At 39.5% G+C, this 15,520-nt stretch carries 12 protein-coding genes; 5 read left to right on the top strand and 7 right to left on the bottom strand.

What is annotated here, in order from left to right:
- Window positions 1–363 precede the first annotated feature (363 nt).
- Genes R2Q16_RS15960 through R2Q16_RS15940 form a run of 5 tightly spaced genes read left to right on the top strand, consistent with a single transcriptional unit; the run spans window position 364 to window position 6,626 of the window.
- A complete protein-coding gene (locus R2Q16_RS15960; RefSeq protein ID WP_316738399.1) occupies window positions 364–1,686 on the top strand; it encodes a hypothetical protein in 1,323 nt (440 codons plus the stop codon).
- A 12-nt stretch (window positions 1,687–1,698) separates the two neighbouring features.
- Window positions 1,699–2,535 (top strand): caspase domain-containing protein, encoded by an 837-nt coding sequence (locus R2Q16_RS15955; protein WP_316738396.1) that lies wholly within the window; start codon window positions 1,699–1,701, stop codon window positions 2,533–2,535.
- Between the two features lie 19 nt (window positions 2,536–2,554).
- Window positions 2,555–4,663 carry a tetratricopeptide repeat protein gene (locus tag R2Q16_RS15950; RefSeq protein ID WP_316738394.1) on the top strand — a complete coding sequence of 703 codons (2,109 nt, stop codon included), beginning with the start codon at window positions 2,555–2,557 and terminating at the stop codon, window positions 4,661–4,663.
- Complete coding sequence (locus R2Q16_RS15945; RefSeq protein WP_316738391.1) at window positions 4,660–5,826, top strand: CHASE2 domain-containing protein; 1,167 nt, start codon at window positions 4,660–4,662, stop codon at window positions 5,824–5,826. The genes R2Q16_RS15950 and R2Q16_RS15945 overlap by 4 nt, the downstream gene beginning before the upstream one ends.
- A gap of 2 nt (window positions 5,827–5,828) precedes the next feature.
- Entirely contained in the window at window positions 5,829–6,626 is a 798-nt protein-coding gene (locus R2Q16_RS15940; RefSeq protein WP_316738390.1) for a hypothetical protein, read from the top strand.
- Window positions 6,627–6,779: 153 nt separating this feature from the next.
- Here the strand turns inward: R2Q16_RS15940 and R2Q16_RS15935 are convergent, their stop codons facing one another.
- The 7 genes from R2Q16_RS15935 to R2Q16_RS15905 all read right to left on the bottom strand — a co-directional run bounded on the left by R2Q16_RS15935 (window position 6,780) and on the right by R2Q16_RS15905 (window position 15,447).
- Window positions 6,780–7,205 carry a response regulator gene (locus R2Q16_RS15935; protein WP_316738387.1) on the bottom strand — a complete coding sequence of 142 codons (426 nt, stop codon included), beginning with the start codon at window positions 7,203–7,205 and terminating at the stop codon, window positions 6,780–6,782.
- A 588-nt stretch (window positions 7,206–7,793) separates the two neighbouring features.
- Window positions 7,794–8,393 (bottom strand): GNAT family N-acetyltransferase, encoded by a 600-nt coding sequence (locus R2Q16_RS15930; protein WP_316738385.1) that lies wholly within the window; start codon window positions 8,391–8,393, stop codon window positions 7,794–7,796.
- A 46-nt stretch (window positions 8,394–8,439) separates the two neighbouring features.
- Window positions 8,440–9,018 carry a hypothetical protein gene (locus R2Q16_RS15925; RefSeq protein ID WP_316738383.1) on the bottom strand — a complete coding sequence of 193 codons (579 nt, stop codon included), beginning with the start codon at window positions 9,016–9,018 and terminating at the stop codon, window positions 8,440–8,442.
- 433 nt (window positions 9,019–9,451) lie between these two features.
- Window positions 9,452–10,966 (bottom strand): alpha-N-arabinofuranosidase, encoded by a 1,515-nt coding sequence (locus R2Q16_RS15920; protein ID WP_316738381.1) that lies wholly within the window; start codon window positions 10,964–10,966, stop codon window positions 9,452–9,454.
- A 28-nt stretch (window positions 10,967–10,994) separates the two neighbouring features.
- A complete protein-coding gene (locus R2Q16_RS15915; RefSeq protein ID WP_316738380.1) occupies window positions 10,995–11,468 on the bottom strand; it encodes a hypothetical protein in 474 nt (157 codons plus the stop codon).
- A gap of 34 nt (window positions 11,469–11,502) precedes the next feature.
- The gene (locus tag R2Q16_RS15910) at window positions 11,503–12,561 is read right to left on the bottom strand and encodes a 1,4-beta-xylanase (protein ID WP_316738379.1); all 1,059 of its coding nucleotides are present in this window, start codon (window positions 12,559–12,561) and stop codon (window positions 11,503–11,505) included.
- A gap of 381 nt (window positions 12,562–12,942) precedes the next feature.
- The gene (locus R2Q16_RS15905; protein WP_316738376.1) at window positions 12,943–15,447 is read right to left on the bottom strand and encodes a hypothetical protein; all 2,505 of its coding nucleotides are present in this window, start codon (window positions 15,445–15,447) and stop codon (window positions 12,943–12,945) included.
- Between the last annotated feature and the right edge of the window lie 73 nt (window positions 15,448–15,520).

Below are 15,520 nucleotides of genomic sequence, written 5' to 3'. Positions count from 1 at the left end.
ATAATTGCAGTTATTGGAATTTTCTTTTACTTAAAAGGGTCTGACCTTAAAATCAATGCCTTTTTAAAGTCAAAATATAGCATGTATTGAGCTTAGGTATATTTCAGCTAGATGATCTGCCTGCTTTTTATGGTTTTATCTGTATGTTTAATGATGATGCAAGATTGCTTTGCTTAACATATCATAAAACTTAAAGTAATTTCTGAGTTGATGCTTTGCTGCATGAGCTAATGGAAAATAATCTGGGCTGAAATCCTCAAATAAAATTTGATATTATTTTATGGTGAATTTTGTCTTTTCAAGATTACATCTTCATCGATTTTTATTATTTTAGACACGTAAAAAGCTCTTATCTAAAAACTTATGATGCGCTCTCGTCTTCTATCGCTTTTCATGGCATTTTGTTTCTTGCTGGGTCAAGCATTTGCACAAAGTCCGTCTAAAGAAATTTCGTCTCGGGAATTTAATGAGGCTACTAATCTGGCGAAAAAGGCTAAATCTGAATTTGATTCTGGAAATTTTAGCGGTGCGGATTTGCTGATAAATGAATCTATTAAAACTTATCCAACTCCTGAGGTGCTGCTATATGCCAGGGCTGTCGGGGAGCATGATGATATTAGCGGTGCAAATAGAATTATGGATTTGCTAATAGATGCGGTGAGGGTATCGCCTGGTTATAAAAAAGATATTATGGGTACGACTGTATTTTATGGCAAGCCGGGGAATCTAAAATTTAAAACCATCGATTATAGCCGGGAAAGATGTTTGTTTAACTTCATGTATGAGGCTTATAAGATTAATAATGTTTTAGGTGAGGTGAAGTGGATTCGCAGAAGTATGCAGCGTATGGCGGAGCCTAAGTTAGTCTCTTATAATGGTGAAAACGGTTATCTGGATGGGGAGCTGGAAAATCAGCTTGCGATGGCTATACAGCTGGAGATGTTCAATAATAATTTTGATAAAGCCCTTGCCATGGCTCAAGCCAAGCAGGTTAATAATACTTTTACGCAGGTCTTTAAAGATAAGCTTATCGGTAATATTGAACTCAGTAGATGTTATTATGAAAATACGCAGGAGAGCTATGCTAGGGCGATGGAGCTGTTGGCTAATCGGGAACCTAGGGATTTTGCCATTTTTGCGCTTCAGGCAATGACTGGTAAAAACGAAGAGGCCCGAAGGACTTTCAGCAGGATTCCGGTGGCTATATCTGCAAAGGCACCCTCTGAATTTTACTTTGCTCTAATAGATATAAATGAGGGAAGGCATAAAGATGCTATTGCTAAACTAAACAGTTTTAGAGAAAAAATAAAAAGTATTGATTCTAGGGAGGACTTTCTTGTCATTTCAAGAAATCTAATTTATAAGGCTTTAGGGGATGCTTATCTTGGTTTAAAGGATATGGAACGTGCGAGAGATTATTATAATTTATCTCTGTTATATTTCCCGGATTATAAACCAACAATTGAAGCACTTGGTAATCTTGAGCGTTTATCAAATAAGGCCTTTCTGACCGATAAGCAAGGACCACAGATTGTTATTAATGAGCCAACGAATATAAAAGCGGATGAAATTAAAACGAGCCTTGCTAGTATACAATTAAAGGGTGTAGCTCGGGATGTTTCCGGATTAAAGGAGATGCGGATTAATGGGCAGTTAGTCTATTCGCAAAAAGGCGGTGATTTCTGAGCGGAAATTCCATTGAAGCCCGGACTGAATAAGTTAACGCTTATAGCTGAAGATTTCGCTGGTAATAAAGGGAATCGGGTAATCAATATTACACGCAGTGTTTCGGCTGAATCTGATGGTGAAATTCTTGCGGTTGGTGAAAATAAGGGTAAGAACTATTGCCTGTTGATAGCTGCTCAGAACTATCAGGATCCGAAAATCAGTAGTCTTGATGGACCGATATCCGACGCGATAAAGCTTAAGCTGATACTCAAAAACGATTATAGTTTTTCGCAGGAAAACATTATATCCTTGTTCAACCCGGAGCTGGATGATTTTAAAAAAACATTGCTTGAAATTAGGAACAGTTTAAATCCAGAAGACAATCTGGTTATTTTTTATGCCGGCCATGGTATCTGGTCTGAAAAGGATAAGACTGGGTACTGGTTCATGACCGATTCGAGGTATACTGATAAAACAACCTGGCTCAACAATAAGGAGGTCTTGGAAATGATTGCTAAAATCCCGGCGAGGCACACGTTGCTTATCAGCGATGCCTGCTTTTCCGGATCTGTATTTAAAAGCCGTGCGGTAAGCTCCAAGGCACTTAACTATAAAAACTTTGAGAACAAGATGACTAGAGTAGCCATCACTTCAGGAAACGACTCGGAGGTTCCGGATAAGAGCGTGTTCATGAAGTATCTGGTTAAGGCATTGAAAGAAAACTCGGATAGTTCCATTACTGCGCAGAAAATATTTGTTAATAAAATAATGGAACTGGTGATGAGCGAAAGCAACACCGAGCCGCGTTATGGAACCCTTGAACTAGCTGGGCACATTGGGGGAGATTTTATATTCAGCAAAAAATAAATTTATAATTCCTCGAAATATGATTTACAAAATATTTGGTAAGGTTACTTTCTTTTTTTTCCTGTTTGTGTTCTGTTTTCTAGGAACCCGGTTAAATGCGCAGGTTACCATTTATCCAAACACGGTTGATGAAAATAGTAGAATTGGTATTGAACATCTTAAAAACAATGAATTAGATAAGGCGATAAATTACTTTTCGGCTGGATTGAAGATTAACGATAGAGTCTCTATGCTATGGAATAATCTCGGCTATGCCTATTATAGGAAGGGGGATAAACCTGAGGCCTTGAAGTGTTATGATAAAGCTGCAAGCCTTGATAGCCAAAACTTAAACGCATATGTGAATAGAGGGGATTTAAATTTTGATATTAAAAATTTTGATGCTGCTGTAAATGATTATTCTCAAGGCATTAGCATCACTCCAAAATCCCCTGATTTATATTACTACCGTGCCAATGCTCATGTTCAAAACAAAAATATGAAAGCTGCTTTGAGTGACTTTGATAAAGCGATAGGTCTAGATTATGCCCATGTCAATGCCCTCGTATCGAGGGCGGGGATTAAAGCCTTTCAAAAGGATTATGCCGGTGCACTGAAAGATTTAGACAGAGTTCTGGGGCTGCAGCCTGGCAATACCTATGGTTTGTATTTTAAAGGTGAGGTGCTAGCCTCGAAAAAAGATTTTTACAATGCCTTGAAATGTTTGAATGAGGCGATCGTGTTGAATGATAAAAATGCAGACTTCTATTTTACCAGGGCTAATATTTACCTATTCCGTCGCCAATATCAACTGGCTGAACAGGACTTTTTAACCTCGCTAAAATTAAATCCGGAAACTCCTGGTGCAGTAAATAATCTAGGCTTTATAGCTCTGCAAAAAGGCAACTATGAGAGGGCTATTGAATACTTTGAAAAAGCTATCGATCAGGACGGTTATATCGCTATATATTATATTAATCTTATCAATACATTAGGCCGGAACCGCGAATTTAAGGCCGCTGCCGTTGTGTATAATCGGTACAAAAGCAAAAACCTAAGTTTCCAAATCGAAGAAAAGGATATTCCCTCTTATAAGAATTTTTTAGAGGCCATAACCAGGAACATCCCTGAGGAGAACTACAAGAAAGCATTAGAAAACATAAATATTGCGATTAAGGGTTATGAGCAAATTTTCCCGACCGATGAATGGCGTCATGTCATGGAGATGAAAGGTTTTAAGGCTTATGTCTTGGAGCAGCTTGGACAAAATGATCTTGCCTTGAAACTTTATGAGGATGTGCTACTTACGCAGCCTGACCAGCCTGAAATTCAGGCAGGTATCGCTCGCCTTTATAAAAGGGCTAACGGAAACGGTGGTAGCAATGTTAGTCTTGATACAAAACAATCTTCGGATGAGATTATACCTGCGGATCTAAGCTTAACAAAATACCATGCTATTATTATAGCTGAGGAAAATTATGAGGATAAGACTATACCGTCGCTACCTGGGCCGACGAGAGATGCTGTGAAACTCCAGGATCTGCTAATCGGGTCTTATAATTTTTTACCTGAAAACGTGGCGTATCTGAAGGATAAGAGCAGGGAGATAATATTGGAGCAGATTCGCAGTAAATGTAAGGCCATAGGCCCCAATGATAATCTTCTTATATTTTTTGCGGGACATGGTGTTAAGGAAACAGATGAGCAGGGTGTAAATTATGTTTATCTGATTCCTTCATCTGCTAAAAAAGATGTTATTTCCAGCTATATCTCTTACAATGAAATATTTCCATCCTTACGCATGAGTAGATCGAAACATATACTCTTAATTGCTGACGCCTGTTCAAGCGGTGCGCAGAATAGAAGTTTAGGAAATGATGCCGGGGAGTTACTTAAAAATTTAGATGAGCGGCCAAGCAGGACCTTGATGACTAGTGGCGAAGAAGCTGTTCCGGATAACAGTATCTTTTTTAGTATTTTATTAAATCGCCTTCAAATTAACAAGGAAAAATATCTGAGGGCAAGAACTTTGTTTGACAGTCTGGAAGACACTGTATACCGGGAGACGAGGACAAAACCAAACTATGAGCAGATTATAGGTGTAGGTGATAAAGGGGGGGATTTCATTTTTACCAAAGCTAAGCAATGATGAGCAATGCGAAAAAGTGGTTTATAAGTTTGCTGCATAGCTTTCTGCTGCTGATTTTGACTGCTCTATGGATGAACTCTCCAAACATTTATGATAATGAGGCGAGTATTATCAAGTGGTCTTCCTTTGTAAAAAATCTTTTTTTCAAAACAGGCAAGAAGATTTCTCCAGATGAATTTATTTTTTTGGACTTAAGCCATGAAAAGACGGTCATTCCTGATGAGCATGGTACCTCTGTTATCACTGACCGCAAAAAACTTGCTGAATTATTCCAAATCATAAAGCCGCAGCAACATCAGGTTAAATACATTCTTTGCGATGTTGAATTAAGGGATAAATCTCCGGATGATGAGCTTTTGCAAAAGTCGGTATATGGCATTGACAATTTGATTTTTGCCAAAAGTTATAATGAGGATGAGCAGGTTGAAGAGCCTGGTTTCAAGGTAAACCAGGGCATAACCGATTATAAAATGTCTGATGGGCAATTCATTAAACTTAATCTTTTCCAGAAAGATAGCATTTCAACGCTACCCGTGCTTATGTATAGCTATTTAACTAAGAATTCGATTAGGACGGTAAAGCCTTTTCACATTCAGGATGGAACGCTGTGTTTTAACTATCTTATTACTGATTATAAAATCAGGCCTTATGAGCTTTTTAAGACTAAAACTTATCCGCTAATGCGCCTCTCAGATTTACTCTCTCTTAGGAATAATGGGATTATCAACAGCATTTTAAAAGGCAGGATTATAGTTATGGGTGATTTTGAAAATGATGTTCATGAAACGGTATTCGGCAGTGCGCCGGGTTCCCTGATTTTGTTAAATGTGTATCTCTCTATGCTAGATGGGAAGCATCTAGTGGATTACTGGTGGGTAGCTTATCTTATTCTAGTGTATACAATTTTTTCTAGGATTATGCTTTTTCATGTGAGTAATTATAAGAAAAAACGCATCAGCTGGATAGGCCCGCTCATCAAAAGTGCCGTTTTTTTAAGCCTATGCTCTATCCTCTCCTATCTGCTTTTTTCCCATCACCTTCAGGTTGCCTTTTTAACCATTTACATTAGCGGGATAACCTTTTTAATACAGCTTTATAAACGGCCTAAACACTGGAAGTATTATTTTAAAATGAAATTTAAAGAAATTAAAGAATCTATTTAGTTATGAAGATTTTAAATATTGTGATGGTGTTCTTATCGCTGGCTTTCAGCCGGGCGGAGGATGAATTTTATGTAACTTTTATCAATAAGCCGGGTGCGGTAACTTATGCTGCTAATGGTAAGGCTGTGAAAGTACGGGATTTGCTTTCTCCTCAAACTAGGCTTCACTTCGAGCCTTTTGCTAAAATGACTTGCCTAAGTCCAAAGAAAGGTACTTTTCAGTATTCTGCATCAGGCATTCCGAAATTGGAGAAACAAGGTATTATTGCCAGCCTTAAAGATATACTTGACCCGGGTCCTACTTTGGGGAGTTTTAAAACCAGGGCTTTGGATTTCCAAGGTTATGAGCCTAGTAATTATTTTAAATCTGCATCGGACATGGGCTATATCTTAATCATAAAAGATCAGCAGATTCCTATTGATATGGGTAATAAAGCTAAAGATGGAGATTTCTTTTTCTTGCAGTTTAAGGATAAAGATCAAACCGTTACCAGGAAAATTTCTTATAATGGTAAAGAGATGGATCTGCCGCAAGCTTTATTTTTGACCGCTGATGGAAAATTATCTCAAGAACCCTATTTACTCTGCATTCAAAGAAAATTACAGACGCGTAGTATTTCCGAAAAGTTAGCTGAATTCCGTCCTAAGTTTGCCGAACGCGTGGATATTAAAGCACAAATTGAAGTCTTTGAGCAATATGGGCCTCAAAAAGACAAGGAGGCTTTTAATAATCTTTTGCTGACGCATTTTTATAGTAATTATGGCAAAATCGGAATAGAGTTGCTGGAGCGATTGAAATAAGATATTCAGCTCTTTATGAATAAGGAAAGGTGCTGGTTTTAAAGATAATACTCTGGCTGGTTTTGCCTGTAATGATACATAAGTATTAGAAACAAAATGCCTAATTGTCCGAGGCATTTTGTTTGCACATATTTCTGATATTGTTCTTTTATTTTAGTGTCCCTTATGGTCTGCATATTCGAAGAACTCAGATAGCTCGGGGTTATTTGCCAGTTCCGTTAGGTTTTTGGTCAGGAATGGTTTTATGATGTAGGCTTTGACTTGTTTGTATTCTTTGGCTTTCTCTAGGTCTTTTTTTGATATGCTGGCGGAAACGATGACGATATTTATCCGGTTTTTAGCTGAATGGTTTTTGAGCCGTTCGAGCATGTCCCAACCTGATGTGCCTGGCATATAAATATCCAGGAATATCAAGAAGTGTAGCTCTTTACAGTTTTTTAGCTCGAGGTATCGAAGTGCTTCCTGGGCGCCGGGGAAGTAATCAGCATCCCAAGCCCTTTGCATATCTTCAATCATTATTCTAAACAGAAATAGCATGAGTTCATCATCATCTATTACTAGGGTTTTGGTGCGTTTCATTTCTTTTCTTATCGGTATGTTCTGCTCATAGGTAGATGAGCGTCAATTTATTTCTGAGGGCATGTTAATTATCCGTGGGTGTAAACCATATCGGGGAAATGGTATCCACTATCTCCCCGATAAAACTAACAATTTAAATTTCTTCAAAACGCCTCTTACGTTCGATTTAACACAAAGATGAAGGTTTTCTGACGCGGGATGAAGTCTCTGCGAGATTTCAGGTAAAATAACTTTAGGCTGGGGTGCCGGGAAGAATTATATTTTGTGAGGGGAAATTTGGTAGGTGAAAAAGCAGGTGTTTGCGGCTGCTCTACTGTTGGTTGTTGAGCTGGGTTGTGGTTTTGATTTGAGCTTTTTTGCTAGTATTCAAGGAAAATACCTGTTGATTGGAGGCGGTGGTTGGTGGCCTGTCTATTTTAGAATTTAATTTGCTGAAATATTGGTTTTTCAGTGAATTTAACTGCTTTTCTGAGTTTGCTTTTATTTTAGAATTTACTGGCTTAAATTTGGTTAACACACAAATGAGCCCTGTCATGCTTATATGTATTTGTTTTAGCAATCTTGATAAACGCTGGCCTTGGCCAGCTTTTATTGTTTTATGGGATCGAGGCTTTGCTTAGCTTTGGTTTCTAAGGCTTGGGGCTTTGTTAGCTTGAGCTGCTTTTTTATTTGGAGCTCGAAACTCATTTCAAGGCTTTTGTTTAGAGGACTGAACAAAGTGTTCTTTTCTACAACAAAGCCTAGCTTGTGGTAGTGCTTTAAATGTTCTTCTGTTGCTTTACTGAGGCAAACGACGATGCGTTTCTTTCCGATGTATCTGGCATAGCGCAGTGCTTTTTCAAATAAATCTTTTTTGATGGATAATAAATCATAATCAGGCTGGATGTATATCTCGCTTATTCTAGATACATCTGCTTTTGAGGCGATGACCGGATCTCCGGGCTTTGGGCTTGGAAAAAGGGTGATTATTCCAATGATTTCTGATTTAATGATGGCGATGTAGCTGATGCCGTGATCCAGCGCATCAATAGCTTTATTGATTAGGTAATTATCTTTAACGTTAATGTATGGTAATGATCCATCGATTTGATAAACACGGTTAAAGAAAGCGATTAAATCCTTTCTATTGTACTTTTTTGATTCGTATGGCTCTACCCTGTACTTCTCGGTTTTTGATTTTGCTGGCATGGCTGTTGGTTTAGTTGTCTGGTTTTTGTTGTATTTTCTGTAGATGTTATCCAATGATATTGATGTAATTGCTCTGATACTGGATTTGCTGTCTCTTGATGGGGCTATCGAGCAAGGTATGGTTGTAAATTTCTTTGTAGCTATCCAGCAGGATAAAGGACATGACGTAATCCTGTAATTTATCGTAATCTGGGGCGTTTGTTCTCTGGCGGTTGTAATCCATATCTCGGCTGTAAAGGCGGCTGAGGTCGATATCCCGGATGAAGCTATTTTGGCTCATTGGGAGTATAAGCAGGCTCCTACCGTCGGTTATGGTGTATTTATTGGACTGGCCGCTCAAGCCTCCGACCCTAAAATGTTCTTCGTGGGATAGCCAGGAATAAAAAATGGCGTCTATGAGTACCATTTTATGATCTATTTTTTTGATTTGGAGGGGCTGGGATAATAGCATGAGCCCTATCTGTGGTTCTGTCTCTGGCAGGAGGCTTTTATCGCGGTAGAAGTTTTCGTTGTTTTTTAGGGTGCCGTGTATCTCGCGGCTGATGTAACTTATTTTTAGGTATTTGTAGACAAAGAAATTGAAGTTGAGCTCAAAGAGTATTTCTGATGCACTTTCGATGCTCATGCCTGGTATCATGCTATATATGCTTTTACTAATTAGGTTTTTTTCCAGGTGATTTAGTATCCGGAAGTTTTTGAGCGCGAAATTTGTCATAAGCGGATAGGCTTTTCTTAAATTTACCTAATGTGCTCTTCTGTGTTGGGAGACTGCCATAACTTCAATTAAATTAACTGTATTTCAGGATTTTCGCTCTTCTGATTTGGAGGATTTGTTTTGATTTCAGAATATAATTCGGAAAGCTAGTATTAGGGAACAGATAAAGCCTGTTTAGCATAGAAGAATTAATAAAAATTCAACTGTTCGGGAATTCCGGACAGTTCAAACGGAGCGCATTATCGCTATTTGAGAAAGGATTGTTGCGGCTCATAAAAAGAAAAAGGGATATGCTATCGCATAATCCCTTTCTTCATAGTTATTGGTTGGTTTGGTTTGGTTTTTATTTTACAGCAAGCTGAACCACTGATTTAGCTGGCAGGCTAACCAGGAGTTTATCTCCCTGGAATTTTGCACCCTTGAATGCTGCTGGCAATACTGCCGGCTTCTTTCCAAAATCATTAAAGGCATCAAATTTTGGAGCGGTAAGTACCTGTCCTTCTATGCTTTTGCCTTTGATGTCTATGGTTATGGTGATTTCCTTATTTGGGTCAACATTTACGAGTGAAATATTGGTTGTGCCGCTAGCGTCTTTTGAAGCTGATGCGTTTACAGCTTTCATGCTTGTGCCCTGGAATTTATAATCCGGGGAGTTGATTTCCAGCGGGATTAGCTTTGCATCCTGGTGTACTTTATAAAAATCAAATACATGGTATGTTGGCGTGAGTACCATTTCATCTCCTTTGGTAAGCACTACCGAGTGGATAACGTTTACGGTTTGGGCGAGGTTGGCAACCTTTACCCTATCTGCATGGTTATTGAATACGTTCAAAGTGGATGCCGCAATAAGCGCATCTCTTAGACTGTTTTGCTGGAATAACCAGTCTTTGGGCTGCCCTGGTTCCTGGGCTGTCCATATCCCCCACTCATCCACTAGCAACGCTACGCGTTTCTCTTTATCGTATTTATCCATGATGGCGCTGTGCTTTGCTACGACTTCCTCCATTTTTAGGGCGTTGCGCATTGCCGATGCATACTCGTTTTCCTGGAAGCTGGTTGCTGAGCCTGATGGCGGCCAGTTGCCGGTGACCAGGGTATAGTAATGAAGGGATAATCCCCACATCTGCGAGAAGTGGATGTTTTTCATGCAGACTTCTGTCCAGTTGTAGTCTTCTGAGTTGGCTCCGGATACGATTTTTTTAATTTTTGGTGCGCCTGGATAGCTCTCGCAGAAGTTTGCATATTGTTTATACAGGTTGGCGTAGTAATCCGGGGTCATATCGCCTCCGCAGCCCCAGCTTTCATTTCCTACACCCCAGAAGCTTACGTTGTATGGTTTCGGGTGGCCATTTTTACGGCGTTCATTGGCGAGGTCTGATTTTGAATCTGAATTCAGGTATTCTATCCAGTTTGCCATCTCTTGCGGGGTTCCGGTGCCGACGTTGCCTGCAATGTATGGTTCGCAGCCTATGCGCTCGCAAAGGTCAAGGAATTCGTGGGTACCAAAGCTATTGTTTTCTTCGACCATGCCCCATGTTGTATTGATTCTTACGGGCCTTGAAGCTTTGGCACCGATGCCGTCTCTCCAATGGTATTCATCTGCGAAGCATCCGCCTGGCCAGCGAAGGTTTGGTACTTTGATTTTTTTAAGGGCCTCGACGATATCTGTTCTTATTTTCCCGTTTCTGTAAAAGCCGTCATATACTGAGCGGCCTAGGTGTTCTGCGAACTGGCCGTAGATATGGCGGGAGATTACCGGGGCATCGCTTTTGCTGATGAGCTTGATGCTTGCCTCCTGTGCATTGGAATAGCAGGCGGCAAGCAGCAAAAGCGATGATGCGATTGCTTTTATCTTCATTTTCTTTTTATTGTTTTACGGAAATGAATTACTGTTTATTGTAAATACCCTTGATGGTATATTTCATGCCATTTGATTGTGCAACATCGCGGAACAGGATTAAGGTCTTACCACCATCTTCCAAGCTGAATGTTTCCTTCACGCTATTGCTTACCTGTCCTTCGCCATCAAATGCTTTTTTATCTACATTGAATGTTTTTTTATCTGCTGCCCATTTTAAAGCTGATGTTGCTTTTACGCCATCTGGCAAAGTTCTGTTTAAAATAGAACCATCAAATTTAAGCTCTTCCGTACCTAGGATTTTAGCGTCCTTGTCTTGTCTTACTATTGTTGTTTGTGCTTTCTCTTGTTTCACATTGATTGTAGCTGGTAATACGCCATGTGGCGCATCACCGAATACGGTTTTGTTTAAGTCGATAGCGTAATTTCCTGAAAAGTTTACAGTCTGTGCCGATGCTACAGCTGATACTAAGATAAATAATACTGCTAATAAATTTTTCATTGTCTTTTGATTTTGTGTGTGATTAAATATTTGGTTAATTTTCTTTTGTAAGTTTCTTTATCAGTCTGGTTTCTTGTTGTTCGTAGGGGCTTCCATCTTTCCTGAGGATATCATGAAACCAGAGCTTGGGCTCTGAGCCGTCTTTGAGCGGTTCGTCCCAAGCATATTTGGTTTGGGTTTTGCCGTCTACGAGTCCCCAATTGATGGCTCCGATGTTTTCTTTCTTTAGCATTGGGAGTATGGACTGGAAGGTGCTTTTGCGCTTTCTGGCCATATATTCTGTGCAGAGCAGCGGGCGATTGCCGCTGGCTGATTTTAAGGAATCTATTCTTCTTTTATGAACGGTTAAGGAATCGTAGCTATGGTATGTGATAATATCCGAGTTTGCTATCTGGAATGCGGTTATTTTTTTTTCATTATCATCATGTACGCCTGAGGATAGCGGCTGGCTTGGGTTGATTTCTCTCGCCCATATGAAAACCTTTTCTAAAAGAGGCAAGCTTTTATCGTGCTGGGAGAACTGCCCGGGTTCGTTGTATAAATCCCACAGGATAATGCGTTTATCGTCTTTGTAGGTTTTTAGGATGTCTTTTACGTATTGCTCGAGGGTATCCAGCAACGGTCCGCCGTTTTGGATTTTGTTTCCTGGGTCTTTTAGCCATCCGGAGTTATGGATGCCGGGCTTTGGGCTGGGTTGTTTACCTGTATTGTAGGTATCTGTCCAGCAGTCGTCGAAGAAAACGAACATTATTTTGATGCGGTGGTTGTTTGCTGTTTGGAGGAAGGTATTGATTCTAGCTTTAAAGCCATCTTTGTCCTGTTTCCACAAGGCGTGGTGCAGGTAAACGCGCATGCAGTTCATGCCGATTTTATTTGCCCATTTAAGCTCTTTGTTTATTTCTTTGATGTTGAAGGTATCTTCCTGCCAGAATTCGAGTTGGTTTATGGCATATGCTGGGGTATAATTGGCGCCGATAAGCCAGCCTTGAGTGTTTTGCCAGGTATTTGCTTTATCGATGGTCCATTGCTGGGCATTTGCGCTGATGGCAAAGCCTAACAGGGCTGTGATGATTGCTATAGTCTTACATTTCATATTCCGGATATCTGGCTACCAGGATGCCCTGCCTCCGAAAAAAAAATGAGATTTCTTCGGGGCAGCTCTATCCTGTAATATTGCAGCTATCAAATTAAAGGGGAATATATGCTGGGATCAAGTGATTGAGTTCTTTCAGTTATTTTATCGGATTATGGATGGCTGGACAGAAGATTATTCGCTTGCCGGGGCTATTGATTGCTATTTGCTATGATCGATGGAGGATCTGTTTCAAGATATCATAAAGATTTACTTTTTCTTATGATGAACAGAAGTACTTTAATTTCAATCAATATAGCAAAACCGCAAGCGTTATAAGTTGTCAGTCTCTCCGAAGATTTAAACCGGATTCATTTTACCCCGGATATTGAGTATGGTTTTCTATTGTCCTGGGATAATAATGCCTATAGATTTAAGATAATACTTGCATTCGTCACTTACTCCCGGACAGTTTGCAAGATAAACCTTTTTTAATTTCTTGAAATCTTTCAGAAAATAGAGGTATTCCCCGCGTAGGTTTTTGCAACTATCGAAATTAAGAACTGCCAGCGTGTCTTTGAAAACCAGGTACTTTTCTAATGATCTGCCTGTAAATTGATTCCCTGAAAGAATTAGATTTTTAATGTATGGAAAAACTGAAACAATTACGAGATTTTCATCATCAATGCCGCAATCTGCTAATCTGAGGTCTTGAAGCGTTGAAGCGCTACTTCGAAGGTATTGCTCATATACAACTGCTGCATCTGCTGACTTAATTCCAAAATCCACCCACTTCACATCTGATCTGAAATATCTCAAATAATCAAGTGACCTAGTTTCCGTCAAATTACCGTTTGCAACAAATCTATTCATTCTGCGCGCTGATTCCTTGAGATATTCCATAACTCTTGAATCGATTTGATTGTAAGGAAAGCCGAAATAGCTGATATTTTTGAAATGTTTAAAGAACCTAAAACTCTCTGTGGTCAATTTATTATTTGGCACTACTAGACAGTTTAGCTCCGTTGAATACTGGAAGTACTGTAAGCAGTCTCCTCTTAAATCGCAACTGGCTACGTGTAGAACAGTGATATTTCTTGCGCCAGTAAAATAGTATAAGGATTCTCCACTATCTAAATCACCATCAACAATTTCAATAGCACTCACAAAGTTTTTAAAAAAGCCGAAGGCAATAGCCATCTCTTGATCTGCCACACCATTTACGAGAAAATTCTCATTTATTACCCCAAGGTTTTCCAAAGCGACGAATGTGCCTCTATAGTCCTTGTCAACATTTTCAAGCTCTGCACATAGGTCGGTTAGGAGCAATATCTTCACCGCTCTAAATGGACTTATTCTTTCTATATATTGCTGCCACTTACGCATTACTGCTCTGCTGGGATTATTGACGTGCACAGGAAATTCTGCTCTTGGATTAATTCGGTGAGCGTCCGGCCTCAAATCTGGTCGACTTTTCAAATCATACCAGCCCCAGTTGATGAGCATTTCTAATGTGAATTCCATGTTTGGTTTGCTGAGCCTTTTCTCGATAGCATCGAATGTTGTTTGAACAGATATCGATTCAGGCTGCCTAGCAAATCTGGCAAAAAAATATTCCAAGAAAGTTGAATGGACGAAGCTAACATTTTGTTCTCTGCCAATACGCTCAATTTTCAGCAGAGAGCGATTAGAGAAATGGCTTATAAAGCCCGAATTTAGGGTTTTGTTTATTTGCTTAAAAAAAATCTTTTCAAGCTGGTAAAAACGTTCACTACTGATAGAGAATCCGTCGGATGAGCAGCAGATTTTAAATGCAATCTCAGCCATAAAGGATAAACTCTGGGTGAGCTCGTCTGATTTGACATGCTTTTCATCCCTTTCCCGGGCAAGCCACTTATTAACGATTACGGAGTAGACGTCATAGCGATCGATAAAAGATTTATTGCGTGAGGAGGCCTCTTTTAGTAAATCTTGTTCGCTTAGGCGGTCAATGTAATTTAAGATTAAAGGTATGCTTAGTAGCGGTAAGCCCTCAATTTTTAGTGCAGAATTGCGATTTAGAAGCTTTGCCGTATTTAAAACTTTGGAGAGCTGCTGGGTATGGGCAAAACGTTTTCTGATATAGCTATCAATCTGGGAAGAGGTAAACGGTTTTAGGTATATGTAATGAGGCGGGTTGCCATCAATTGCAACACCTTTCAATCCTTCGGAAGAGAGATTTGCCTGTTGGAAAAACTGCTCACGAACTGATATTATTACCTTTCCAAAAACCGCTAGCTCTCCCCTCCTTGCGGACCACTCTTTGTCAAATGCTTCCCAGAACTGTGTTTCTGTAAGTACATCGTCATTTGAATATTCATCGAGTCCATCCAAAAGCATGATTGCTGTTTTGTTTCCTTTTATCTTAAGCTTGAAGATGTCCAAATACTCGTCACTCCGTTTAGGCTCCATCGATTTTATTTCTGCTTTGGTGCTACTTTTATGAATGTGCCCGAAGAGCAAAGGCGGTAAAAACCGAAACCTACTTTTTTTATAATAGCGCAGGTAGAAATTGCTAAGAAAAGTTGTCTTGCCTATACCCGTTGGAGCAATCAGAATATAATATTTCTTGCTACTATGTAATATGTGATGGATAAGGGCATCAAGTTCATCCTTTCCTTCCGGGCGGTCTATTGGGATTAGCTGTCCATTCTGATCCCTTATCTCTATTCCATTCGGAACAAAATACTTTGAGCCTTCTTCTATGGTTTGCTTAACGTGATCTTCTAATTTCGCTGATGACCTAATCCAGGTCAAAATAGTAAATAAAGCCAGTCCTAGGAAGGCAATAAAAATAACTGACAAGGCATCGTCAATAACAGAGTCTCCAGTTTGAAAGGCGAAGGCAATTGTGAATTCAAAAAGCATGAAAGAGAGCGTATTAAGTTCTCAGGAAAGATAATTTATTATTCACAAAATCTCAAAATTGTTTCATTTTTTT

This window comes from Pedobacter aquatilis (assembly GCF_032678425.1).
Classification (GTDB): domain Bacteria; phylum Bacteroidota; class Bacteroidia; order Sphingobacteriales; family Sphingobacteriaceae; genus Pedobacter; species Pedobacter aquatilis_B.
Note: the sequence above shows the minus strand (reverse complement) of the source record. Positions and strands in the feature narration are given on the sequence as shown.